Source organism: Reinekea forsetii (genome assembly GCF_002795845.1).
Lineage (GTDB): Bacteria > Pseudomonadota > Gammaproteobacteria > Pseudomonadales > Natronospirillaceae > Reinekea > Reinekea forsetii.
The window spans coordinates 2,684,868-2,708,544 of record NZ_CP011797.1 but is presented as its reverse complement, the minus strand read 5'-3'; the positions used below and the strand labels follow the sequence as shown (position 1 = coordinate 2,708,544).

General features: G+C 52.1%; 19 protein-coding genes and 1 pseudogene. 9 read left to right on the top strand and 11 right to left on the bottom strand.

Annotated elements, in window-relative coordinates; all coding sequences use genetic code 11:
• The first annotated feature begins 28 nt into the window (after positions 1–28).
• The 3 genes from REIFOR_RS12405 (at position 29) to REIFOR_RS12395 (ending at position 2,827) form a co-directional block, all read left to right on the top strand.
• Positions 29–913 (top strand): DMT family transporter, encoded by an 885-nt coding sequence (locus REIFOR_RS12405; RefSeq protein WP_100257861.1) that lies wholly within the window; start codon positions 29–31, stop codon positions 911–913.
• A 104-nt stretch (positions 914–1,017) separates the two neighbouring features.
• Positions 1,018–2,088: an alcohol dehydrogenase family protein gene (locus REIFOR_RS12400; RefSeq protein WP_227003681.1), complete on the top strand. Its 1,071-nt coding sequence runs from the start codon at positions 1,018–1,020 to the stop codon at positions 2,086–2,088.
• 46 nt (positions 2,089–2,134) lie between these two features.
• Complete coding sequence (locus tag REIFOR_RS12395; RefSeq protein WP_100257859.1) at positions 2,135–2,827, top strand: SDR family oxidoreductase; 693 nt, start codon at positions 2,135–2,137, stop codon at positions 2,825–2,827.
• A 71-nt stretch (positions 2,828–2,898) separates the two neighbouring features.
• On the opposite strand, the gene REIFOR_RS12390 is transcribed toward REIFOR_RS12395, so the two are convergent.
• The 4 genes from REIFOR_RS12390 to REIFOR_RS12375 are packed head-to-tail and all read right to left on the bottom strand — an operon-like array spanning position 2,899 to position 7,099.
• Positions 2,899–4,044: an ABC transporter ATP-binding protein gene (locus REIFOR_RS12390; protein WP_100257858.1), complete on the bottom strand. Its 1,146-nt coding sequence runs from the start codon at positions 4,042–4,044 to the stop codon at positions 2,899–2,901.
• 12 nt (positions 4,045–4,056) lie between these two features.
• A complete protein-coding gene (locus REIFOR_RS12385; RefSeq protein ID WP_100257857.1) occupies positions 4,057–4,893 on the bottom strand; it encodes a carbohydrate ABC transporter permease in 837 nt (278 codons plus the stop codon).
• A gap of 9 nt (positions 4,894–4,902) precedes the next feature.
• Positions 4,903–5,817, bottom strand: a complete 915-nt coding sequence (locus REIFOR_RS12380; protein WP_100257856.1) for a carbohydrate ABC transporter permease — start codon at positions 5,815–5,817, stop codon at positions 4,903–4,905.
• Between the two features lie 49 nt (positions 5,818–5,866).
• Positions 5,867–7,099, bottom strand: coding sequence for an ABC transporter substrate-binding protein (locus tag REIFOR_RS12375; RefSeq protein ID WP_100257855.1), 1,233 nt, complete (start codon positions 7,097–7,099; stop codon positions 5,867–5,869).
• Between the two features lie 501 nt (positions 7,100–7,600).
• Here REIFOR_RS12375 and REIFOR_RS12370 point away from each other — a divergent pair.
• The 3 genes from REIFOR_RS12370 to REIFOR_RS12360 are packed head-to-tail and all read left to right on the top strand — an operon-like array spanning position 7,601 to position 11,096.
• Complete coding sequence (locus REIFOR_RS12370) at positions 7,601–8,833, top strand: ABC transporter substrate-binding protein (protein WP_100257854.1); 1,233 nt, start codon at positions 7,601–7,603, stop codon at positions 8,831–8,833.
• An 11-nt stretch (positions 8,834–8,844) separates the two neighbouring features.
• Positions 8,845–9,570 carry a response regulator gene (locus REIFOR_RS12365; RefSeq protein ID WP_100257853.1) on the top strand — a complete coding sequence of 242 codons (726 nt, stop codon included), beginning with the start codon at positions 8,845–8,847 and terminating at the stop codon, positions 9,568–9,570.
• Positions 9,567–11,096 carry a sensor histidine kinase gene (locus REIFOR_RS12360; protein WP_100257852.1) on the top strand — a complete coding sequence of 510 codons (1,530 nt, stop codon included), beginning with the start codon at positions 9,567–9,569 and terminating at the stop codon, positions 11,094–11,096. Before REIFOR_RS12365 ends, REIFOR_RS12360 begins: the two co-directional genes overlap by 4 nt.
• Before the next feature lie 421 nt (positions 11,097–11,517).
• On the opposite strand, the gene REIFOR_RS12355 is transcribed toward REIFOR_RS12360, so the two are convergent.
• Complete coding sequence (locus tag REIFOR_RS12355) at positions 11,518–11,979, bottom strand: MarR family winged helix-turn-helix transcriptional regulator (protein ID WP_100257851.1); 462 nt, start codon at positions 11,977–11,979, stop codon at positions 11,518–11,520.
• A gap of 122 nt (positions 11,980–12,101) precedes the next feature.
• Here REIFOR_RS12355 and REIFOR_RS12350 point away from each other — a divergent pair.
• The 3 genes and pseudogenes from REIFOR_RS12350 to REIFOR_RS12340 all read left to right on the top strand — a co-directional run bounded on the left by REIFOR_RS12350 (position 12,102) and on the right by REIFOR_RS12340 (position 17,260).
• Positions 12,102–14,031, top strand: a pseudogene (locus REIFOR_RS12350) (FAD-binding monooxygenase).
• Between the two features lie 1,334 nt (positions 14,032–15,365).
• Complete coding sequence (locus tag REIFOR_RS12345) at positions 15,366–16,379, top strand: pirin family protein (RefSeq protein ID WP_100258777.1); 1,014 nt, start codon at positions 15,366–15,368, stop codon at positions 16,377–16,379.
• Positions 16,380–16,504: 125 nt separating this feature from the next.
• Positions 16,505–17,260: a globin domain-containing protein gene (locus REIFOR_RS12340; protein WP_100257850.1), complete on the top strand. Its 756-nt coding sequence runs from the start codon at positions 16,505–16,507 to the stop codon at positions 17,258–17,260.
• An 85-nt stretch (positions 17,261–17,345) separates the two neighbouring features.
• On the opposite strand, the gene REIFOR_RS12335 is transcribed toward REIFOR_RS12340, so the two are convergent.
• The 6 genes from REIFOR_RS12335 to REIFOR_RS12310 form a co-directional block, all read right to left on the bottom strand.
• A complete protein-coding gene (locus tag REIFOR_RS12335) occupies positions 17,346–18,104 on the bottom strand; it encodes a sulfite exporter TauE/SafE family protein (RefSeq protein WP_158524377.1) in 759 nt (252 codons plus the stop codon).
• Between the two features lie 117 nt (positions 18,105–18,221).
• Positions 18,222–19,169, bottom strand: coding sequence for a D-2-hydroxyacid dehydrogenase family protein (locus tag REIFOR_RS12330; protein WP_100257848.1), 948 nt, complete (start codon positions 19,167–19,169; stop codon positions 18,222–18,224).
• A 36-nt stretch (positions 19,170–19,205) separates the two neighbouring features.
• The gene (locus tag REIFOR_RS12325; protein ID WP_100257847.1) at positions 19,206–20,711 is read right to left on the bottom strand and encodes a tripartite tricarboxylate transporter permease; all 1,506 of its coding nucleotides are present in this window, start codon (positions 20,709–20,711) and stop codon (positions 19,206–19,208) included.
• 3 nt (positions 20,712–20,714) lie between these two features.
• Positions 20,715–21,170 (bottom strand): tripartite tricarboxylate transporter TctB family protein, encoded by a 456-nt coding sequence (locus REIFOR_RS12320; RefSeq protein ID WP_158524376.1) that lies wholly within the window; start codon positions 21,168–21,170, stop codon positions 20,715–20,717.
• 49 nt (positions 21,171–21,219) lie between these two features.
• A complete protein-coding gene (locus REIFOR_RS12315; RefSeq protein WP_100257845.1) occupies positions 21,220–22,140 on the bottom strand; it encodes a tripartite tricarboxylate transporter substrate binding protein in 921 nt (306 codons plus the stop codon).
• 74 nt (positions 22,141–22,214) lie between these two features.
• On the bottom strand, positions 22,215–23,651 hold the full coding sequence (locus REIFOR_RS12310) for an MmgE/PrpD family protein (protein ID WP_100257844.1): 1,437 nt from the start codon (positions 23,649–23,651) through the stop codon (positions 22,215–22,217).
• Between the last annotated feature and the right edge of the window lie 26 nt (positions 23,652–23,677).

Sequence of the window (23,677 nt, the reverse complement as noted above, 5' to 3'; positions counted from 1 at the left end):
CGTCGTAACTACCAACACCGAGGTATGTGTGCCGAACAATTCATCCGCACCAACAATTACACTGCATTTAACAATTTTTTTCTGGGCCTGTGGCGCACTCTTTGCCAAAATCATCGACCTTCCTGCTGCGGAAATTATTTATTTGCGCTCTGTGCCTGGTTTTTTGGTGTTGACCTTACTCGCGTTGGCACTTAAAAAATCATTTTATTTTCGACCTATGGATTTGTTTTTTGGCATCCTGATCGGCCTGCTAACGGTAACGCATTGGGTCACGTTCTATCAGTCAGTCCAGGCATCAACCGTTGCTCTGGGCCTGATTATGCTCTACACCCATCCGGTCTTTACCACCCTGGGCGAGGCCTTGATTCATCGCCAACGACCCAACCGGCAGCAGCTTTTGCTCGCCCTATCCGGCCTGGTCGGTATCGCTCTGGTCTCACTGCAGTCCTTGAGCTCCGGCTTTAACTTGCCAGCCATCGGGCTGGGTTTGATCTCAGCCATCCTGTTTGCCAGTCGGAACCTCTTCAGCAAATACTTGGCCAGCCATATCCCATCATTGATGCAAATGTGGTTGCAGTTGCTCACGGCGGTCGTGGCTCTGGGTCTGTTTTTTGGTCTTGAACCGGTTCAGTCCGCCAACCAACAGGACTGGTTGCTGCTCGCCTTACTCGGCGTGGTCTTTGTCGCGCTGCCGCATACGGGCTACCTCTATGCGTTAAAACATCTCGGTCCAACACGTGCATCACTGATGGGCATGATTCAGCCGGTCTATGCCATTGGTCTGGCCTTTTTGATCCTCGATGAATTTCCGACCCTGTTAGAAATTACCGGTGGCATCATTATTCTTGGTGCCGCCAGTTGGGCGACATTGGATGCCCGAGGTGATCAGCCCAAGCCCCGGCCAGCTCTCTAGTGGCAACACTGGTAGAGAATGTTGGGGGCCAGTTAATGCAAATTCCGCGTGTTTTTGCTGTAGAGTAACTGCTCACCTCATGTATCAATTGAAGGAACCCCAACGTGCCTAAGAGTTCAATGACCGCCATCCTAACCCTCGGCCATGGGGGTTACGATCAGCTGGTCGCTAGCGAGGTGCCCATGCCTGAGATCGGCCCAGGAGAGGTATTGGTCAAGGTGTTGGCCGCGGGGGTAAACAACACCGAGATCAACACGCGCTTGGGCTGGTATTCTGCCGCGGTGCAGGGCGCGACCAACGACATCGCTGCAGACCCCTCGGCAGGGGGGCAGGCAGATGGAGGTTGGAATGCACAAACCGCCTTTCCGTTGATTCAGGGTACCGATTGCTGTGGTCGAGTGGTGCAGGTTGCCAGCGATGTCGACACCCGTTTGCTCGACAACCGGGTGCTGATCCGGCCCTGCAGTCGCGATGGCGGCTTTGAATCCTTGGCCAACAGCTGGATGGGGTCGGATTTTAATGGCGCCTTTGCGCAATATGTCAAAGTCAAAGCCAGTGAGGTGTTCCCGATCCGATGCGCTTGGACCGACGCCGAACTGGGCACCATCCCCTGTGCCTACGGCACGGCCGAGAATATGTTGCATCGGGCCAATGTTCAGGCCGGTGAAACCGTGTTAATCGCGGGTGCCTCCGGTGGTGTTGGCTCAGCCGCGGTGCAGTTGGCCAAGCGTCGGGGCGCACGGGTGATCGCCATTGCCGGTGAGGCTAAGCACGCGCGCGTCGCAGAGATTGGCGCGGACCTGCTGTTCGGCCGCTCTGCCGATCTCATCGCGGCACTGGGTGAACAGACTGTCGATGTGGTGGTGGATAATGTCGGCGGCGCCGGCTTCCCGACCCTGCTCAAACTGTTGAAGCGCGGCGGACGTCTGGTCTCCTCGGGCGCTATATCCGGTCCGATCGTGGCCTTGGATATGCGCGACATGTACCTTAAGGACCTCACCCTGATCGGTACAACGGCCTGGGATGAACCGGTCTTTCCGGCTATAGTGCGGTATATCGAACAGGGTGAAATTCAGCCCCTGCTTGCGAAGAGCTTTGCCTTAACGGCCATCGCCCAAGCGCAACAAGAATTTCTTGAGAAAAAGCATGTTGGTAAGTTTGTGTTAATACCCTAGATAGGTTCATGCTAGGGCAATTGTGTGGGTGAAAGTGGGGCAGACTATGAATACGATATTAATCACCGGCGTTGGCCGCGGTATAGGTTTTCAGCTGGTTAGAGAATTTTTGGAGCGCGACTATCGGGTTATCGGTACCGTGCGCGATGAAGCGGCCCAGGCGCGCGTGACGCAATTGGCGGCGGAGCTGGGCAAAACCATCGAGACCCATATAGTGGAGTTGAGCGAGCAAGCGTCGGTAGATCGCCTGAAGGACGCACTGGATGATTGTACCGTCGATATTCTGATCAACAATGCCGGTGTTCGCGGTGGCAGCGAGGACACGTATAGCGAATTGGATTTGGACGATTGGCTCACCGTTCTGCAGATCAATACCCTGTCGCCGATGCGCGTCACTCAGGCTTTAATGGCCAACCTGTCCAAGTCCAATCAACCCAAAATTGTCACCATTTCAAGTGCCATGGGATCCCTTGCCCGCGAGCGCAGTGATTCTATCGCCTACCGCAGCTCCAAAGCGGCCCTCAACAAGGCCATGCAATGTCTGGCGGTCGAGCTCAAACCGCAAAAAATCGGCGTCTACTTGATGCATCCGGGTTGGGTTCGAACGGATATGGGCGGCCCGAATGGTGACATCAGTGTCGAACAGAGCGCGAGCGGCTTGGCCGCAACTCTGATCAACTTTGATATGGCCGACTCCGGCCAATTTTGGAATTATGATGGTGAACGGCTGGCGTGGTAAAACTGGCTAAGGCCTCACCATAGGGCCACGTTGGCCATTGCTAACCTAGCCCTCGCCAGGCGTTCAGTGGCCTAGGCCTGACTCGCGGACAAGGCGGCCAACTTCGGTTCGATCAGCATATTACCAGGGTAACGGCGCAGAAAGGCCTGGCCGTGCTGGTCGAACAGATAACAGTCCGCAGCGCGCGCCGAGACCACCAATTCCTCGCCAATGGCCACGGCCCGGTTGCCGTCGCCGCGCAAGACCAGTTCCTGACCATCGGCCAAAGTCAGGTAGATAAAGTTCACCTCACCCAAATGTTCAACCAGACTCACCTTGCCATAGAGCCGCTGATCGTGGCTGTCGTCTTCGGCCAGATGTTCGGAGCGAATCCCGACCTTAACGCGATCGCCCACCGCGGCCTGCTCGGTTAGCACATTAACCGTCACCTCACCGCCACAGGACAGCACGATGGTACAACCATCGGCATCGATGGCCTTAATCTGACCGGGTAAAAGGTTCATGGTCGGCGAGCCAATAAAGGTGGCGACAAATTCAGTGGCCGGCTGTTGGTAAAGCTCCAAGGGCGAGCCGGTTTGGGCAATGGCGCCGTCATTGAGCACGACGATCTTGTTGCCCAGGGTCATGGCTTCAACCTGATCATGGGTCACATAAACGATGGTGGCGCGCAATTGCTGGTGCAGTTTGGAGATCTCCAAACGAGTTTGCACGCGCAACGCTGCATCCAAATTGGACAGCGGCTCGTCGAATAAAAACAGGCGCGGTTCGCGCACAATCGCCCTGCCGATGGCCACCCGTTGACGCTGGCCACCGGATAATTCTTTCGGTAGGCGCTCTAACAGAGCATCGATTTTGAGAATGCGTGCGGCATGCTGGATGCGTGTCGCTATTGCATCTTTACCGAGCTTGTTCGCCTTTAGGCCAAAGGCCATGTTTTTATAGACGCTCATGTGGGGGTAGAGTGCATAAGACTGAAAGACCATCGCAATCTTGCGTTCCGACGGTGTCCAGTGATTGACTCGCTCACCTTCCATTTGCAGTTCGCCTTCGGTAATGGGTTCCAAACCCGCCATCATGCGCAGCAGCGTGGATTTACCGCAACCAGAGGGCCCGACCAAGACCACGAAGTCGCCTTCGTCGATAGTCAGATTGATATCCGACAACACCCGAGTTTTACCGTAGAGCTTGCCAATCTTGTGAAGAGATACATTTGCCATGGGAAACCCTTGTTATTTGACCGCACCGGAGGTAATGCCGCGAATGAGTTGACGAGAAAAAACGAAATACAAACCGACCACCGGCAGCACCGCAAGGCTTAACGAAGCCAAGACAGCGTTCCAATTGGTGGTGTATTGACCGATAAACTGTTGTACGCCTAGGGTAATGGTCTGGGTCGAACTGCCCGGTGCCAGGATCAAGGGAAACCACAGATCGTTCCAGATCGGGATCATCGAAAACACCGCAACTGTCGCTATAGCCGGACGAATCAGTGGCACAATGATTTGCGCAAATATCTTATATTCGCTGACCGAATCACAGCGCGCAGCCTCTTTTAAATCCTTGGGAATTTGGTTCATAAATTCCGCCAAAATAAACACCGCCAAGGGCAAACCTTGGGCCGTATAGACCAGAATTAAAGCAGTCAATGTGTTGGTTAAATTGAGCGATACCATGGTGCTGAGGATGCTGACCGTGCCCAAGCGGATCGGCACCATAATGCCAAAGCCCATTATAAAGTAAAGCCAGCGGTTGCCGCGAAACTTATACTCCGACAGGCCCCAGGCCGCCATCGCGCCGAAGGTAAGAATTAGCAAGAGGGACACCAGGGTGACGATCAAACTATTGGCGAAAAAAGTCAATACCTCCGATTCCTGGAGCACCTTTTCATAGCCCACTAGGGAAAAGGTCGCCGGCGTCGGCAGAGCGAGCGGGTCGTTAAAGATGGCCCGTTTACTCTTAAAGGAGTTGATGATCACCAAAAATATCGGGAACAATGCGAGTACCGTATAAGACAGCAATACCGCATGGACTAAGGCCGGTCGAGCCAGATTACGCAGACGTATCATAGGGTATCCTTAGAATTGGTGACGCAGCAATCTGCGTTGGACAAAGTAAAAATACAGTCCGACCCCGACACAAATCACCAGGAACATGAGTGAGGCAACTGTGGCCCCCATGGTCGTGCTGCCAATCTGGCTGGCGAAACCGAAAAAGGTCCGGTAAAAAAAGGTACCTAAGACATCGACCGACTGTTCCGGTCCACCGCCGGCCCCGCTATAGACGCTGTACATCAGATCGAAGGCATTGAAGTTGCCGACAAAGGTGAGGATGGTAACTAGGCCGAGCGTGGGATAGATCAGCGGCAACTGAATCGCGAAGAAGGTCCGCAATGGTTTAGAGCCGTCGACATAGGCGGCGTCGAGTAACTCGTCGGGAATACCGATCAGGGCCGCGTAAATCAGGATCATCGGCAGGCCAATATATTGCCACACAGAGATTAATGAGACGGTAATGAGCGAGCTTTCCGGCATACCCAACCAGGGGCCAAAGTAGTCTTCCAAGCCGACCATCGCCATCAGGGTTTCGCCTACACCCCACACTGGGCTTAACATCAGTTTCCAGACAAAACCGACAATGACCACCGACAACAGGGTCGGTAGAAAGATAGCGGTGCGATAAAAGGCCACGCCGCGAATTCGTCCGGTGGCCAATAGGGCCGCCAGCAGTAAGGCAATAGGATTTTGAATGATCATATTGATAAAGAAAAACTTGCAGTTTACCCAGAGGGCATTCCAAAAGGCCTGACTCATCAGCGCATCCTGAAACACAAATTCATAGTTGCCCCAGCCGAGAAAGCTGCGGACTCCGAAACTATCCTCGGTAAAGATGCTTAAACGGAGTGTGTCGGCCAGTGGCAGGGCACTGAAAACACCGTAAATAATAAAGGCCGGGGCTAAAAAAACGACCAAATGCCAGGGGAATTTATTCATAGGAATCCTAATAAGAAGGACCCAGAGGGTCCTTCATTCGGGGCTTTATTTAGTTGGCGCCCATTACCGCTTGGACTTCCGCGCCGGCCTCTTTTGGCGTAGTCGTGCCGTTTAGGACTTCAGCAGAGGCACTGTAAAGTGCACTTAAGATACCATCAGCCTTGATTTCAGAATGGACACGAACGGTTGATTCGCAGTCACTGCGCCATGCCATAACTTCGGCGGCCACTGGATCATTGATGTTGACCGAGTGGTTAGACAGTGAAAAGAAACCGGTAACCTTGTTGGTATACAGATCGGCAAATTCGGCCGAACCGATCCACTCCAAAAATATCGCAGCGTCTTTAGGATTCTTGGCGTTTTTGTTGATGCCCATGCCGATATCGACGTGATCGGAGATATAGCAGGTATCACCGGATTTTTTAACCGGTGGATAGAAGGCACCGTATTCAAATTCGCCTTCAATAGCCTTGTTGAAGCCGGCAATTTCCCATGAACCACCTGGATAGATCGCAGAGCGACCGAGGCTGAACAGGGTCTGTGAATCAGAGTAGGTCTGTGCTTGATAGCCCTTGCCCATATATGGCTTCCATTTGGCCAAATACGACCATGCATCGACAAATTCGGCGTCGGTAAACTTCTTGCTACCGTCGATTAGACCTTTACGTCCAGCTTCACCCTGCCAATAGTTAGGTCCCATGCCGGCATAGACCACCTCATAGGATTCCCACTGATCGTTGGTACCCAAGGCCAGTGGCGTATATTCGCCGTCTGCTGCCAGTGCCGCCAAGACCTTAATAAATTCCGCTTCGGTTTTCGGTACACTGAGGTTTAATGACTTAAAAGCGTCCTTGTTGTAGAAAAAGCCATGCATTACTGAGGCGATAGGCATGCAGTAGGGCGTGGAGCCCTTAGTCCAGGCATTTTTTGCGAACGCCGGGAAGTTTTCCAAACCGGCTTGACCGTTGAGCGGGGCGAGGAAGCCCCGATTGAACCAGCTGAGGGAGACTTCAAACGGCCGACAGGTGACTAGGTCACCGGCGGTGCCGCCTTTAAAGCGCGAGTCCATCGTGGCGTTATAGTCGGGTGGATTGGTCGGTGCGAAGCTGACATTGATATCTGGGTATTGACTGTTAAAGGTCGGGATCAGTACGTCTTCCCAAAGATCCTTATCGTCGGTGCGCCAACTTTCGATAACGACATCGCCGGCGAGGGCGTGCATGGCATAACCGCCGGTCATCGAAAACAAGACCGCGGCACTGATGGCTGATAATTTTGTCATGAGGTATTCCTTATTATTGTTAGTATTGCTGTTGGTATAAGAACTGTTCATGCTGGTGTTCGTACTAAAAAAGAAGTACTGCTTAGGTAACGGTTGTCTGCTAAGTGGGCCGATTTTTGTTGCGACCCGCCGATAACCGGTCGCCAAACGAGCGACTGGACAACGACCATCTAGATCACCCTAACGCCAAAACCCGGAACCCCATAACGCGGCTCCGGCCTGGGCGTTACAAAGCTGCAAGGGACCCAAGGGCGGCGCTTTGCGGGTTGTTTGCACGCCGACACCAACTGGCTTGTGGCGCTGCAAGGCACATATTTTAGGTGTTGCAACCTTAGTCAGTGGGGTGCTTTGCAAGGTTTTGTTACAATGCGATAGAAAAAATTACCCTTTGTCGGGCTCTATGGCGGAAATAACACTTGGCAAGGTACGGAGGGACGCCTAGGCTCGGTCAATGCTAATAATAAAAAAGATCGAGTGACTACTATAAAACGATTATCACTAGTGACCCTGCTGTGTTTGCTGCAAGGGTTCAGCAGCCTGGCCAGTTATGGCGAGGATCTAGAAGTCTTGCACTGGTGGACGTCCGACGGCGAACGCGCTGCGGCCCTCTATTTACAAGATACCCTGGCCGAACAGGGCATTACCTGGGTCGATGCTGCGATCCCCGGCGGCGGCGGTGAGGGCGCCATGGCGGTCTTGAAGAGTCGGGTGCTGCAGGGCGCAGCGCCCGCCGCTGCGCAGATTATCGGCCCAGACATCCAGAACTGGGCCGCGCTGGGTTTTCTCGGTCACTTTAATATAGTAGCCCTGGCGCACGACTGGCCGAACATACTGCACCCTACGGTCAATCAGTTGCTGCAGTATCAGGGCCAATACGTGGCGGTACCCTTTGGTATCCATCGGATCAATGGCCTCTGGGTTAACCGCGCGCTCTTGGCCGAGACCGGTTTGGCGGTGCCGCAGCATTGGGATGAGTTTTTTACCCTGGCCGAAAAATTCCAAGCCATGGGCGTTATCGCGCTGGTGCATGGCAATGAGCCTTGGCAAAACGCGACCTTGTTTGAAACCCTGGTGTTGAGCGTGGGCGGCCCGTCACTGTACCGCGCGGTATTTGAACAGCTCGATGAAACGGCGATCCTATCCGATTCATTCGCCCAAGCGCTGGGCCTATTGAGTCAATTGAAAGGCCTAATGGATCCGGAAATTAATGGTCGTACCTGGCCCCAAGCCACCCGTTTATTGGCCGATGGACAGGCCGGCATGCAGATTATGGGCGATTGGGTAGGTGGCGAATTAACCGCCTGGCAGGCCAGCGATCGCGTTCTGTGTGCCTCGGTGCCCGAGACGGCCGAGGAGCACCTGTACAGCATCGATACCATGGTGATGTTCAAGAATCTGGCCGTGAGCAGTTATCAAGGGCAATTAAATTTTGCCGAGACCATGACTCGTACCGATGTGCAATTGAATTACAATCGACTCAAGGGCTCGGTCCCGGTGCGCCTGGATATTGAGCCTGAGGCCTTGTCGGACTGCGCGCAGATTTCTTATCGGCTGTTTAAAGCCAACCAAGCCCAAGGTACCCTGGCGCCCAGTCTGGCGCACAGTATGGTGGCCACGGCCGAAGTGGAGGATGTCTTTGTTAAGGTGATACACGAGTTTTTTCAGACCCCAAACCGCCCGGTCCTGCAGGTACAACAAGAGTTGGTGCGCAATCTAAAGTCCATTCGAAAGTAACGGGAGTTGTCATGCAAAAGAAAATCTTTGTCGTCGATGATGACGACAAAATACGCCAACTGTTGCAAATCTATCTGGAAAAAAACAACTACCAGGTGGTTAGTGCCGCCGATGGTGAATCGTTCCTGGCCCAATTTAATAAGATCGGCAAGGACATCAGTCTGGTCATACTGGATATTATGCTGCCCGGCATGGACGGTTTCGCAGTGTGCCAGAGCTTGCGGAAAATTTCAGAAGTGCCGATTATCATGTTGACCGCCAATGCCGAAGAAACCGATTTGGTGGTCGGCTTGGAATTGGGTGCCGATGATTACATTGCCAAACCCTTCTCGCCGCGTGAACTCTTGGCGCGTATCAAGGCTATTCACCGCCGCTTGGTGGACGATCGTAAGCCGCTCAATCGACTACGCTACTTCTATTTTAAAGACTTTATTGTTGATCGGGTCGAACGCTTACTGATTGATGAACGTGGCGATATGGTGAAGTTGAGCGGCGGAGACTTTCAACTGCTGCAATTATTTCTGGAAAATCCGGGCGAAGTACTGTCGCGCGACCGGATCTCTGAACAGATTCGTGGGCGCGAAAGTGGCCCGACCGAACGCTATCTGGATGTGCAAATCAGTCGTTTGCGGCAACGGCTCGGCGACGATGGCAAGACCCCCCTGTTGATTAAAACGATGCGCGGCAGTGGCTATGTGTTTGCCACCGAAGTGACCACTAGCGATGACAGCCGATGACTGTGCCATCCAGCACCAAGCTCACGCCGGCAGCCCAGCCCACCGCGCGCAAACGCGCCTATAACACTCAAGCCCAGCCGGCACCTCAGGCAGTTCGGCAATGGTTGCCTCAGTCGGTGCTATCGCGTCTGGCGTTGGCGGTGATTGTCGGCGTGTTATTGGTGCAGTGGGTCGGTAACAGTATATGGGTCTATCAAATTCGTAAGGAGGTCCAGGCCGCCACCGCTGAAAATACCGATAACCTCGCCGATACGCTGAACAATACCCTGCGATATCTGAGCAAGCTGCCGTCCAACTATCGATTGATCGCGCTAGAACAGCTGCGCGAAGCTGGTGGTACCCGCTTCTATATTTCCCTGCACGAACGAAAACTGCAGGTACAACCGCTGCCCGATTCGGTATTGGCCTCCTTGGTGATACAACGTATGACGGACCGGCTCAATGTCGAGTGGGCACCCAAGGCCATCGAGGTCGTTTTGGCTTCGCCGATCGACTTGGTCGTGCGCGACAACGGCACCCTTTTAACCGAGATGCCCCGCTATGTTAACAATCAACATCTGATCCTATCGCCCAAGCCGGCCCCTTTGCTGGTTGTGCAGTTGGAGATTGAGCCGGACGTGTGGGCCTATGTTGCGGCATTGATGCCCGATCCGTTTTTCCTCGATAGCCATAATCCATTGACGATCGATCGCCTGTTCTTTCAAACCCTGACCGTGCTCACGGTCTTGCTCATGTTGATGGTGATTGTTCGATGGATTACCAAACCGATGGCGCTATTGGCCAATGCGGCGGGTAAGTTTGGTCGTGGCGATCGGCATGAGCCACTGCCGACGCGCGGCACGCGCGAATACACTAAATTGGCCACGGCCTTCAACGAAATGGAAGAGCGCCTAATGCGCTATATGCAGGATCGTGAACGGCTGTTTAGTTCGATCTCGCACGATTTGCGCACGCCCATTACCCGTTTAAAGTTGCGCGCCGAATTGCTCGACAATGATCAGACTGGGGCTGATTTTACCGAGGACCTGGATGAACTGGAACTGATGGTCATCGGGGCGTTACAGCTGGTGCGCGATAGCGATATACACGAAAACAATGCCGATGTGGATATCAATCGCCTGATTCTGCGCCTGATCGAACCGATGTTACGCGCCGGTCATCCGATCCGCTTTGAGCCTGGTCAGTTGGCCACCCTCAGCGCCAAGCCACTTGCTCTAAAGCGCGCCCTGACCAACCTGATTGACAACGCCATCTTTTATGGCAAACGTGCCGATATCAGTGTGACCCACAATGAGGCCGAACTGCAGGTGGTCATTCGTGACTACGGTCCGGGGATTGACGGTGACGCAGAACGGCTGTTCAAGCCATTTTCCCGTCTCAATCACGGCCGTGAGCAACGAGAGGACGGCTTTGGACTGGGCTTGAACATTGCGCAGCACCTGATCAACGGCCACGGCGGTAGCCTGGCATTGGCCAACCACGAAGAACGTGGACTGGTGGTTACGGTGCGGATCCCATTGGCTTGAGTAAAGCTTAACGAGATGCTGTGTGAGTCGATAACTGGGCCTAGGACTTCATGGCATTGCTGGCGGATACGTCCCTACAACCCCGTGATTGAATTATTTTTTTGAAGCTTCAGAGCGAAATAGAAGCAGGAATACGATTACCGCTGCCCTGCTGAGGCAGCCATGGACACATTGAAATATATTCATCGGCACTATAATTTAGAAACAGACCACAGCTTTAACAATTATCTGCCGCTGATTGCGGCAGAGGTCGAGTAAGCTTCTATTGTGGTGTACCGATTTACTTGACCACCACACAGCAGCAGTTAGCCCCGTCTTTTATTGTTTGATAACAGATTTCATCATAAGGAACGCTCCCAATTCGCGGGACATATTCCTCTATTATCTCTGGGCTCATTATCAGTATTAACCGAACAGCGCGCTAGGTTTCGGGTTTCAGTGGTGCTCGGCTCAGTTCGTTGACGCGCTCTGTAGCTTTTTTTAATAATCGTACGAACTGATCTGCTTCCACTTCACTAAGTCCATGTAGCATAACCCGTTGCGCTTTTTTTACTGCTGGGCGAATTACAGTTAGTACCTGCTTACCTTCGTCCGTCAGATGCAGCACTCGCGCCCGCCGGTCTCGGACGCTGATGCTCCGCTCTAGCCATCCTTTCTGAACCAGGCGATCAACAACCCCGGTAATGGTTGTGCGGTCATAGGCAATCAAACCTGCCAGGGTGATCTGGTCTATACCTGGCGACTCTTGCACTCTGTCTAGAGCGGCAAATTGAACCGGCGTTAAATCATATCCGAATTGAGCCACTTCACGATGGAAGATAGCGACAGCGGCTTGGTGATATCGCCGAATTAGGTGTCCAGGCATGTTGCCGAGGTCGAACATAAATGTGCTTCTCTTTCGTTAATATAATTGACGACACTAAATATAGTCAGCATACTGATTAATTACACAATAGCAAAATAAATCCTAGTCGCTTTGGTCGACTGGCTATAGGAGTCAGTTTTATGCAATTCCATCTCAATGGGTTCCGTGCCGGCGATCCGCTTGTAAAAGAAGCTGCAACGGATGTTGAAGGCGCGATAGATAATGACGGCCTCCCCGAATCGGTTGATGTCTTAATAGTCGGGAGTGGCCCGGCCGGGCTGACACTAGCAGCTCAGCTGGCTGCGTTTCCAGACATTTCGACGCGATTGATTGAAGCAAAAGCAGGCCCTTTGGCGCTGGGCCAAGCCGATGGCGTGTCGTACCATGGAAATGTTTGCAGCCTTCGGTTTTGCTGAACAGATCGAGCAAGAGGCGTATTGGGTCAACGAAGTGGCCTTCTGGAAACCGGACGCCCAACGGCCGGAACATATAGAACGTAACGGTATTGTGCAGGACACTGAAGACGGACTGTCTGAATTTCCGCATGTCATCCTCAACCAGGCCCGAGTACATGACCGTTACCTAGAGCACATGCGCAATTCTCCCAGCCGAATGGAAGTGGATTATTCTCGAAGTGTGGTCTCGGTCACTCCGAGCAAAAATGACGGTTCGGCCGTTGTGGAGATTGAACGCACAGACCCGGACCACTCTGGCCAGACCGAGCGGGTCACAGCCCGCTATGTGGTGGGCTGCGATGGCGCACGCAGTGTAGTACGTAAATCCATAGGCCGGGTTCTGCATGGCGATTCGGCCAACCAGGCATGGGGGGTTATGGACGTCCTTGCGGTCAGCGATTTTCCTGACATTCGCAGGAAGTCGGCTATTCAGTCGTCCAGTGAAGGTAATGTACTTATCATTCCGAGAGAAGGCGGCTATCTGGTACGCTTCTATGTGGAAATGGACAAGTTAACGGAAAACGAACGAGTCGCCAGTAAACAAATTACAGTTGAGCATGTGATCGCAGCCGCACAACGGATAATGAAGCCCTTCACTCTGGAAGTTAAAGACGTAGTCTGGTGGTCTGTTTATGAGATTGGTCAGCGCATCTGTGACAAGTACGACAATGTCTTTGAATCCGGTCCGGAGCGACCATTGCCCTCTATATTCATTGCCGGTGATGCCTGCCATACCCACAGTCCGAAAGCGGGCCAAGGCATGAATTTTTCCATGCAAGACACCTTTAATCTGGGGTGGAAGCTGGCAGCCGTCCTGCGTGGTCAAGCTATACCGGAGTTGCTGCATACCTACTCGGAAGAACGGCAAGTGGTCGCTCAAGACTTGATCGACTTCGACCGGGAATGGGCGAAGATGTTCAGCGACCGGCCAAAAGATAGTGCCAGTGGCGAAGGCGTGGACCCCAAGGCTTTCCAACAGTATTTCGTTAAAAAAGGCCGTTTTACCGCGGGTACGGAGACACATTACAGACCGTCCATGATTCGAGGCGCAGACACCTGGCAGAATTTGGCCCAGGGGTTCGTGATCGGTATGCGCTTGCACTCGGCACCAGTGATCCGGCAAGCGGATGCCAAACCGATGCACCTGGGGCATGTGGCCCGAGCCGACGGACGCTGGCGGTTGTATGCATTTGCCGGCGCCAACGACTTGGGGTCGGGTGCCTTTTCGGCCATTCAAAACCTGTGTGACTTTCTCACCACTGCCTCCGAGTCACCTCTAAAGCAATACACTTCAAAATTTGCAGACATTGATGCAGTTTTTGATTGTCGCGTAATATTCCAGCAATCCCACTGTGACGTGGCCGAGCAAGATTTGCCATTATTGTTTCGACCGCGCAAAGGAAAATTCGGTCTGATTGACTATGAGAAAGTCTTTTGTCCTGATTTAAAATCCGGATTAGATATTTTTGACCTACGTAATATCGACCGTGAACAAGGGTGTCTGGTCGTTGTTCGCCCAGATCAGCACATCGCGCACGTGCTCCCCTTGACCGCACATACCGAACTGGCGGCGTTTTTCGACGCGTTTATGATTCGAGAATCTGACCAGAATTAATAGTTTAATTCCGTCTGTATGTATTAAGATTTTTATATCTCGTTAAGATAATCGGAAGTTAGCAAGTAAACACAAAGTTACGCCGATCCGATCAACCTCTTAGGTTAGGGGTTCCTGAAGGCTCAAACTATTGGCATTATCTCAAGTCATGACCTATAGCCGTTTTACTTCGAAAAACTGTTGTACGCTCATGTTTCTTCTCCATATGGACATAAGCGATAAATCCATTGGGTAGTGGTTGGTCAAGCATCAGTCATTAATTTACGCGAGGTGAAGTGTAATACACGACTGTACGTTGGCTATTGCGATGTATTTGCGCAAAAAAGACTGCTCTTAAGTGTCGAAGGGCTCTGCGACATTGTCGTAAGCAGTCCAACGAATCGTTGGTTAGTTATGTTAACGATAAGTTAAAAAAACACTGGTGCCGGAATGGAGGTCTTTTTTTGAACCGCGCTCTCCTTGGCAAAGGTGTGCAAATAAAAAATCGAACGGGTTGATAGTCCACTATTTAAAAAAAGAATTTATTGGACTGCAATATTGATAAAATTCTTATCGATGTGATAGATGAAATTTACATTCGGCCATGTAAATGTTTACATTATCAGACACCTTTTGTGCCCACAACAATTTGCAATATTTTAGCCAATACCAACTTCAAAGGGGGCCGTATGAGTAGAGCAGCCGGATTGCTCACAGGGAACCCCTTAATGTTCTGTGATCTCGAACGATTCAACATTATAAGCGAACAATAGATACGCACGATAAGCGAGCAAATTCACAATTGCAATCCCCTCCGAAAAACTGGCTTAGGCATTAGAATCACTTCACGAGTTCTAGGTAAATTCCGCAGTTGCTATACGCTGCCGATCTCTCGCATGCTCACCGTGAACGCCTCGTTCAAGATGTATTCTGTGAGGAGATCATCAAGGGATGGAATGTACCAGCGTGATTCGACTAAACGCGTGGGAGAAAGCACGGCTTGGTATTCGTCCTTTCGGCAGTTTCGTGCAGCCTACCTTAATTATTTGAAAGGTAATGATTGGTGCTTGTCGCCAGAGCAATCTATCGCGCTTGATACTGAAAATATGACAGAACCAAAACAGTTATTGGTTCGAACCACCACAGCACGGAACAATGTAACAGCATTACCTCATGGCATGTCACTTTTGGATATCCGTTCTTCGTTCTCCCCCCCCCCCCCGAACCCCTTGTCGACTCTGATGCCAATTCGCCGGGCATCAAGCCCGCTGACCGAGTCGATGAAATCTTTTGAACTTCATTCGCTGCCAAATTTCACTATACTGAGCGCACTTATCCCCAGCAACGAGGTCATTATGTCCGCTGTTAAACAGGTATTCGCTCTAGGCTTTCCATGGCAAACATTGGATCCGTTCCTCTTTTGTGTGTATCACAAGGATGACTTTCCCGCTGGTAATGGACATTCAGGTCCCGCGGTGTCCCTAGCCGGGCGAAATATTGGCCAAGACTTCAATATGATTGATGGCTGGAACATGTACCATGGTGACACCGTTCCGGGTTTTCCTGCCCATCCCCACCGCGGCTTTGAAACCATTACCGTGGTCAATGAGGGCCTGGTCGATCATGCCGATTCGCTCGGCGCAGCCGGCCGTTACGGCGGTGGTGACACCCAATGGATGACCGCCGGCAAGGGCGTTCAGCACTCGGAAATGTTTCCGTTGACCAAGACCGACGAACCGAACCCGATGGTGATGTTTCAGATTTGGCTAAACCTGCCGGCCAAAAACAAGATGGTCGAGCCGCACTTCGGCATGTTGTGGTCTGAAGACATTCCGATGGTCGAGGTGAACGACGCTCAAGGCCGCTTAACGACACTCAAGGCCGTGGCAGGTGTGTTTCAGGGTCATATACCGCCGGCACCGCCACCGCAGTCATGGGCGGCCGATGCCGGCAATGACGTTGCGGTCTGGAATATCAAGATGAGCGCCCAAGGCACCTTTGAGTTGCCAGCCGCAGCGGCAGGTTTAAATCGCGTGCTGTATTTTTATCGCGGCGATCAGGCCAGTGTCGACGGCCAAATCTTAACACCCAAACAGGGTGCTCAGTTGCAGTCCGATGTGGCGGTGACCTTGACCGCGGGCAGTGAGGCCTGTGAATTTTTGGTCTTGCAGGGTCGTCCGATTGGCGAGCCGGTGGTGCAACACGGTCCCTTCGTGATGAACACGGACCAAGAGATCCATCAAGCATTTGCCGACTATCGCCGCACCCAATTCGGTGGCTGGCCTTGGGCCGACAGCGATCAGGTCCATAAGGACACCAAGGGTCGGTTTGCCAAGCATGCCGATGGTCGTATCGAACGTAAGCCCTAACCGGCGCCGCGTTCGTAACCTATCAGCCCCCGTGAGCCCGGCATTATCAACTGGCGAGCGGGGGCTGCCTCGACATATCGCCTATCGGGCCAAAGAGCGCCTGAAGACTGGACGGCAGCACAAGCATGAGTGCATACAACTACCCCAATTTCCGCACCGAAAACGGTTACCTGACCGAGACTATCCGGCAGAAATATTTGACCAACGCCATAGCCGATAAACGGGTGCCCGCCAATGCGCACCGAATCGCCGCTCTGGTGTCCTTGACGGCCTCCAACGATACCAGCCAACCGATTCAATTCTGGCAGCTCTACTCGGTGCTCGGGCCTGAGCGAATCGTGGCACTGATCGAAAACTTCTATACCCGAGTCTATCGTGACGAAACCTGGTTCAGTTCGGTGTTTTCGCGCCTGGGCGATCTTCAGCAACATGTCGGCACGCAGTCGTCTATGTGGATCGATGTGATGGGCGGGGGCCAAGCCTATCATGGCGGTGAATACCGCCTGAGCTTTCACCACACCCACAATGCGATTCAGCTGATGAATGACCGGGGTGCTCAGCGCTGGGTCAAGCTGATGTTGGAAACCCTGAATGATCCCAGCATAGACCTGACCGATGATGCCCGGGTACGACCCAGCATCAACACCTTTTTAGGTCATTTCATGAGCAAGTATGCAGCGGAATTCAAGTTCAACGATAAGCCTGCTTTTGGGGTTGGCAATGGATCGGTGAAACGAAAAATCAATTTCATGACCATGTCCTCGGAGGCCATCGAAGCGCTCAGCGAAGCCGAACTGATCGAGGCCCTAACGGCTCGAGGCGTTGATGTCAGCCGCTATGGCACCAAGGTGGCATTGGTCAATAAAGCGCTGATGTTGTAACCCAATAGGCAGAGCAAGGTACATTATAGTGCGCGGAAACGAACGCGAAGCTTTAAGGCCTGATCGGCCTTTAGCCAGATGTGAGTTAGCGAAAAATAACACTGATCAGCAGGTTTATTGCAATAGCGGTCATAACCCATTTCAATAAATTTTTGAAATGATGCTCGTGTATTTTTCCGAGTAAACGTGCGCCCATCCAGGTACCAAAGAAGCCGGCCACAATCATTAACACCACGAGCGGTAGCCAATCGGTGATATTAAAGCCAAGGCGACTAAAGGCAGTTACTTTGAGAATATTTTGGCCGAGAATACAGAACGCGAGAGTGCCAACAAAAGCCGCCTTGGCATAGTCGAAGGTGCGTAAAACAGCCGCAAGCAGTGGCCCAGTGGCACCGACAAAAAGTGACAAAAATGTCAACAGTGCCCCTAAGCCGGCAATCTGAAGTTTGGTTTCTTTAAAGGGGATACGAGCGGGAAGCCAGGCAGATAGCAAGACAAATAGAGCAATAAAGGTTAACAGCACCTTCTCGGGCAGTTGACTCACCACGACAGTCGCCAGTAGCACGCCAACGACGGCCCCGACCATAAACAGTTTCACAAAGCGAAAGTTGATCATGTGCCGGAAGACATACACTCGGCTGGCATTGGATCCGAGTTGTACCAAACCGTGCACGGCAATCAAGCTGGCGGGGCTGATAAAGCTGGCCATAACGCCAAGCAGTAGCGCACCGCCGCCAAAGCCTGCTAAGGCCGAAATTAAAGATGTAATAGCGCTGGCAAAGACCAATAGGATAAGATCCTGTTGGCTCACCTGGTCGACCCAAACCAAAAGAGGCAGAGACATAAGTGTTCTCATCAAGCAGATTAGTGAACTCACCACCAGAGGCAGGATAAAGCCGCGGTGGTTGTCTAAGAAGGCGCTCTATTAGCGCCACAATGGGGCTTTTGGCCCCCGAGAAGCTTAGTTATCAGGCTTGGCCGTCAGATCAAAAAAGGTCACTATATTGTTAAAAGCGGTTTGCAGATACAGGTTGTAACTGTTCGTTTCAACATAGCCCATATGCGGTGAACACAGGACATTGGGCAACTTCAGTAACGGGTGCAGCACATCATAAATGGGCTCTTGCTCGTAGACATCGATAGCCGCCCAGCCGGGCTTGCCCAGGTTTAACGCGCGCACCAGAGCATCTTCCTCAACCAGTTCGGCCCTGCTGGTGTTGCAGAAAACGGCGTCTGCATGCATAGCCGATAGATCCTCGAAACGAATGTTCTGATCCGTCTCGGGCACCAAACGCTGATGAACGGTGACGATGTCAGAGCTGGCAAAAAACTGCTCGCGACTGTCAGGCACTGACAGACCTAAGGATCTCGCTTCGTCCTGCGCCCGCTCGCTGCCCCAAATTTGCACCTTCATATCGAAGGCCGTGGCATAGCGCAGCATTTGCTTGCCGGTCTTACCAAAGCCCAGAATGCCTAAGGTTTGCGAGGCCATAGAACGGCCAATATTGGTTTGCCATTGACCCTGAGCCATGCCGTTTACCGCAGCGACAAACTGGCGCCGTGCCGCCATGATCAATAGCCAGGCCCACTCAGCTGGGGCGATCGGATCGCCAAAGCCATCGACAACGCTGATGCCCCGTTTTGCGCAGGCGTCTAAGTCGATATTTCTGGAAATCTTACCCGTTTGGCTGATCAGCCTTAGCTTGGGCGTGCGCTCAAGGAACGCCTCGTCAATAAGGGTGCGCTCCCTGATCAGCAACAGCACATCCGCGCTCGCCAACGCCTCATCTGTTTCAGGATCCGTTGTCAGGTCACCCAAACTCTGGGTCTGTATCTGTGCGTTACTGTTGAGGAAATTGAATTCCCGTGTAGCGTATTGGTAGTCATCTGGAATAACACAATGAATCATAAATACATTTCCATTATTTAGACTCAGGCCAATGCCTTAGTCTGTTACCGTATCCTTGGCACTTTTTTCCTTCCGGTGAGCAAAGTGGTTCAATACCAGAGGGCTAAATAGAGATAAAACAGCGGCCGTCAGTAAACCTAAGCTTATTGGGTGGTTGAGAAAAATCCAATAATCACCGCGTGAGATAATCAACGCTCTGCGAAAGTTTTCTTCAAGCAAACCGCCCAACACCAGCGCCAGTACTAGTGGGGTAATGGGATAGTCAAACTTCTTCAGAATATAGGCAAAGATGCCGAAACCGAACATCACCCAAACATCGATAATATTATTATTGTACCCGTAGGAACCGATCACCGAGATGGTCGCGATCACGGATAATAACAGTGGCTTGGGGGCAGAGATAACCTTAACCCACAGCGGTACGCCGATTAGGCCAAACACCAGCTGCGCAACACAGGCCACAATGAGGCCGGCAAATATGCCATACACTATGTCGCCGTTGGTCTGAAACAATAGCGGGCCGGGTTGAATGTTGTGCAACATCAATGCGCCCACCAAGACGGCAGCCGTGGCCGATCCGGGTATTCCGAGGGTCAAAAGCGGTACCAACGAGCCGCCCACGACCGCATTGTTGCCGGCCTCTGGTGCCGCTACACCTTCTAACGCGCCTTTACCGAACTCGTCTTTATTCTTAGCGAAGCGTTTCACCTCGTTATAGCAAATAAACGAGGCAACGGTGGCACCGGCGCCGGGTAACACACCAATCACCGCACCAAGCAACGAACTGTGCAGGTAGACTTTCCACATGCTGGCCAGTTTTCGAACTGACGGCATGGCATAAGATAGGACGATTTTTTTCACGTTGCCCATCTCTTTCTCGAGCCCGGTAAAAACAGAGGCCATCGCAAACAGACCGATAAGCGCGGGGATAAAGCCCAGACCATCCATCAGTTTCGCTATGCCAAAGGTAAAGCGTTCTTCGCCGGTGTAGGTGTCCAGGCCAATGGTTTTTAAGGCCAAGCCGATAAACAATACCAGGAAGCCCTTCATCAGATTTTCACTGGCCAAGCTTGCAATAATGGCTAAACCGAAGACGGCCAAACCAAAATATTCCGGAGCGCCAAACGATAGCGCGACTTTAGCCAAGGGTTCGGAAAAAGCAAACAGAACCAACGCGCCAATAACGCCACCGATGCTGGAGGCCACCACCGAGGTGGTTAGGGCCAAGCCCGGCTTACCCTGTTTGGTCAGTTCATAGCCGTCTAAGATAGTCGCGGCAGCGGCTGGCGTGCCGGGCGTACCAATGGCAATAGCGGTAATGGAACCGCCGTATTCGCCGGCTAAATAAACCGACACCAGTAATAGAATTGCCACTAAGGGGTCCATGCCAAAGGTAAAGGGCACCATCAGCGCAACGGCCGTGGAGGCGCTCAAACCGGGCAGAACACCGCATAAAATGCCCACTAGGACGCCCATGATAATGGCAAAAATAGCCGGAACGGACCAGATAGCTGAAAAACCGAGTAAAATATTATCTATCATGCATTAATCTCCCAAGAGACCCGGTGGCAACGGTATGTTTAAAACCAGAACAAAGACGCCGTAGATGGTCAGGGTTACACATAACACACTGATCAGTATCCAACGGTAGGATCTAAATCCTGCTAAAAGAGGTAGTAAAATAAGTAAGATGGGCGTCAGAATAAAGAAGCCAATAGGCTCTAATAACGCAATATAAATGGCCATTAATAGAATGCTGACAATTCCGGGTAACGATAATTTTGCCTTGCTGGCATGGGCATTAGTCGGTTTAAAGGCTAGGTAAATTGAAATTAAGATAATAACGGACAGGATAATTCGTGGATAGGTTGAGGCCGATAGATTGCCCGCCGACCCAGGATCCGCCTTGCCACCAATCACGACAAAAAAAATGGCCGCTAAGAGTGCGAGGATTGCCGAAAAGTAACGATCGGCAGTCAAATTTATAACTGAATTAGGCATTGCGGTTTCCTTAATAATTGGGGGCAAATATTTGCCCCCAATTTTTCTACTACATCGTAGACTGTTTCTTAACCAATCCGGTAAATTTCTCAGATTCCATGTAACCATTGTACATGTTGGCATTTTCCATGAATGTGACAAACTCTGGATCAACAACGACCTTAGCTAACATGTCGTTTAATGTCGCGACAACATTATCAGGCACGTTTCCGGCCGCCATAACGCCACGCCAATGTTCTGTGACAACTTCATAACCCTGCTCACTCAAAGTTTGTACCGATTCAAACGGCGCAAAGCGTGAGTCACTGGCCAAAGCAAGAACTTTTAATGAACCCGCTTTAAAGTTGGTCATCATTTCACTTGGGTTAGCGATCGCAACCTCGATATGGCCACCTAAGACGGCTACCACTGGCTCTTTGCCACCCTTATAAGGAATGTAGTTCAGATCGATGCCGGCTGCTGCTTCAAGATCTTGAATCAGGCTTTCGTCAACGGACTTGGTTTCATAACCGCCCACTGTCAAGACGCCAGGATTCTTCTTAGCATAGGCCACTAGATCGCCTATATCATTAAACGGGCTGTCCTGGGCGACGGTGATCAGGAACGGATCGCGTACCACACGGCTGACGAATTTGAAATCGTCTGCACTGAGGCCTGCTGAAGCACCGCGTAATGACGTGGTCATGCTGCGAGTGTTGGTCATAACAACATAGCCGTCAGTCTTTTGATTCAGGACATAAGACATCGCGACCTTACCAGAACCGCCGGATTTGTTTAACACGACCATTGGCTGACCGATGTATTTTTCACCAACTTTGGCAATCATTCGTGCCATCAGGTCGTGACCCGATCCAGCACTGGACCAGCACACCAAGGTGATTGGCTTTTCAGGGTATTCGGCCCATGCCGGTGCGGCAAACAAAATACCTGCGGATAAAAAACCTGCGGTGATTATTGATTTCAATTTCATGCTTTTTCCTCTCTCTTTTGTTGTTTTTGTGCCTAGATTGAAGTTGTATTTGTACACTTCTATGTTCTATCTGTTTAACCTGCCTGGATAAGCCTTGCGAGCAGACTTACATCGTCTTGGTCTAAGATAGTTGCCGCGCTGTCAATTAGCGCTTCAATGTTGCTCGGCGTCAGGGTGCCTTTAGAGCAGGCCCTAACCTTATCTTTTACTTCATTGTCTGTGAGTGGGAACTCTGGTCCGCCGCGGTAGCGTTCATCTGCGTCACCGCCAAAGGTTGACCCGTTGTTCAGTACGATCTCAATTGAGGAGCGCATCTTGTCAAAGCCCTTCGCTTCAATTTCTGGATCGAACTGGGTTTTCATTCGACGTTGCATGGCTTGCATGGCAGCGCTTTGTACGAAATCGTCTTCAAATTCCAATTTACCGGCCTGCCTCGTTAAGGCGACCATCGACAGCACTGCCTGTAATGAAAATTTGGCTTCAAGGTGGTTGCTGGCGACGGGGTATCGAATGGGATTCAAGATGTTGGAACCGGCGCGAATGATTACCGACTCAATGTCGTCCGGTTGAATATCGTGCTCGACGACCAGCTTAATCATCAGGTCGATCGTCGGGTGGGTTAAAACACCACAGGGGTAAGGCTTGATGCTGACCCCAGGACTGACGATGGTCCAAGGTTGGCCGAAGTTCTCGACGGTGGTCTTGTGGGTGGTTAGGCCGCCACCGTGTACCGCAAAGAAGCCCCACGGACCGTCCAAGGCGTGCTTATCGGCGGTGAAGCCTTTTGCGGCCATCAACGCGGCGGTGACGCCATTTTCGGAAGCACGGCCAACGTGTAGGGGCTTAGTCATGGTGCCGAAGTTACAGCGAATGCCGGCCGCAAAACTCGCCGCCAAGCCAAAACCATGGCGCAACTGATCGCCGTTTAACTTCAGCAGCTTGGCCGCAGCAGCATAGGCGCCGAAGGTGCCCACCGTGCCACTGGAGTGAAAGCCGCGCTTATAGTGTTGCGAATACATCCACTCCGATATTTTACTTTCAACTTCAAATCCGGTCAGGAAGGCCAACATAAAGTCTTTGCCAGTCACCGGGCCGAGCTGCTGTGCCATCACCAGAGCGGCCGTCAGCGGCGGAATGGTTGGGTGGGTGAGTAAGCCGTAGACATGGTCTGGGTCTACGCTGACCTGAGAGTCATCCCAGTCGTGGGCGTGCCCTGCGGTACCCAATACTCTCGCCGCAATAGGCGATGGCACCTTCACGCCATCTGCGCCGAGCAGCAGTGCGTCTGCGCGGCCACCTTGATCCAGAGCCATCTGTGCGAGGATGGTCGCCGTTTCATGATTGGACCCGGCGACATATAGACCTAAACCATCCATTAGGCAGCGGGTGCCAATGTTGAGCGCGTCGTCCGGGATCTGCTCGAAGGTGACCGACTCAATAAAGGCCGCAGCGGCTTCTGTGATGGTGCTGTGCGCCGGTACTTCCGCAAAGGGGTTTTGTTGTATAGCCATAATCGCAATGCTCTTAGGTAAATTCT

Excerpts from the sequence above, each read along its gene's own strand:
- REIFOR_RS12395 (WP_100257859.1), top strand. The coding sequence starts at position 2,135 with ATGAATACGATATTAATCACCGGCGTTGGCCGCGGTATAGGTTTTCAG.
- REIFOR_RS12390 (WP_100257858.1), bottom strand. The coding sequence starts at position 4,044 with ATGGCAAATGTATCTCTTCACAAGATTGGCAAGCTCTACGGTAAAACT.
- REIFOR_RS12385 (WP_100257857.1), bottom strand. The coding sequence starts at position 4,893 with ATGATACGTCTGCGTAATCTGGCTCGACCGGCCTTAGTCCATGCGGTA.
- REIFOR_RS12380 (WP_100257856.1), bottom strand. The coding sequence starts at position 5,817 with ATGAATAAATTCCCCTGGCATTTGGTCGTTTTTTTAGCCCCGGCCTTT.
- REIFOR_RS12375 (WP_100257855.1), bottom strand. The coding sequence starts at position 7,099 with ATGACAAAATTATCAGCCATCAGTGCCGCGGTCTTGTTTTCGATGACC.
- REIFOR_RS12365 (WP_100257853.1), top strand. The coding sequence starts at position 8,845 with ATGCAAAAGAAAATCTTTGTCGTCGATGATGACGACAAAATACGCCAA.
- REIFOR_RS12360 (WP_100257852.1), top strand. The coding sequence starts at position 9,567 with ATGACTGTGCCATCCAGCACCAAGCTCACGCCGGCAGCCCAGCCCACC.
- REIFOR_RS12355 (WP_100257851.1), bottom strand. The coding sequence starts at position 11,979 with ATGTTCGACCTCGGCAACATGCCTGGACACCTAATTCGGCGATATCAC.
- REIFOR_RS12345 (WP_100258777.1), top strand. The coding sequence starts at position 15,366 with ATGTCCGCTGTTAAACAGGTATTCGCTCTAGGCTTTCCATGGCAAACA.
- REIFOR_RS12340 (WP_100257850.1), top strand. The coding sequence starts at position 16,505 with ATGAGTGCATACAACTACCCCAATTTCCGCACCGAAAACGGTTACCTG.
- REIFOR_RS12335 (WP_158524377.1), bottom strand. The coding sequence starts at position 18,104 with ATGTCTCTGCCTCTTTTGGTTTGGGTCGACCAGGTGAGCCAACAGGAT.
- REIFOR_RS12330 (WP_100257848.1), bottom strand. The coding sequence starts at position 19,169 with ATGATTCATTGTGTTATTCCAGATGACTACCAATACGCTACACGGGAA.
- REIFOR_RS12325 (WP_100257847.1), bottom strand. The coding sequence starts at position 20,711 with ATGATAGATAATATTTTACTCGGTTTTTCAGCTATCTGGTCCGTTCCG.
- REIFOR_RS12320 (WP_158524376.1), bottom strand. The coding sequence starts at position 21,170 with ATGCCTAATTCAGTTATAAATTTGACTGCCGATCGTTACTTTTCGGCA.
- REIFOR_RS12315 (WP_100257845.1), bottom strand. The coding sequence starts at position 22,140 with ATGAAATTGAAATCAATAATCACCGCAGGTTTTTTATCCGCAGGTATT.
- REIFOR_RS12310 (WP_100257844.1), bottom strand. The coding sequence starts at position 23,651 with ATGGCTATACAACAAAACCCCTTTGCGGAAGTACCGGCGCACAGCACC.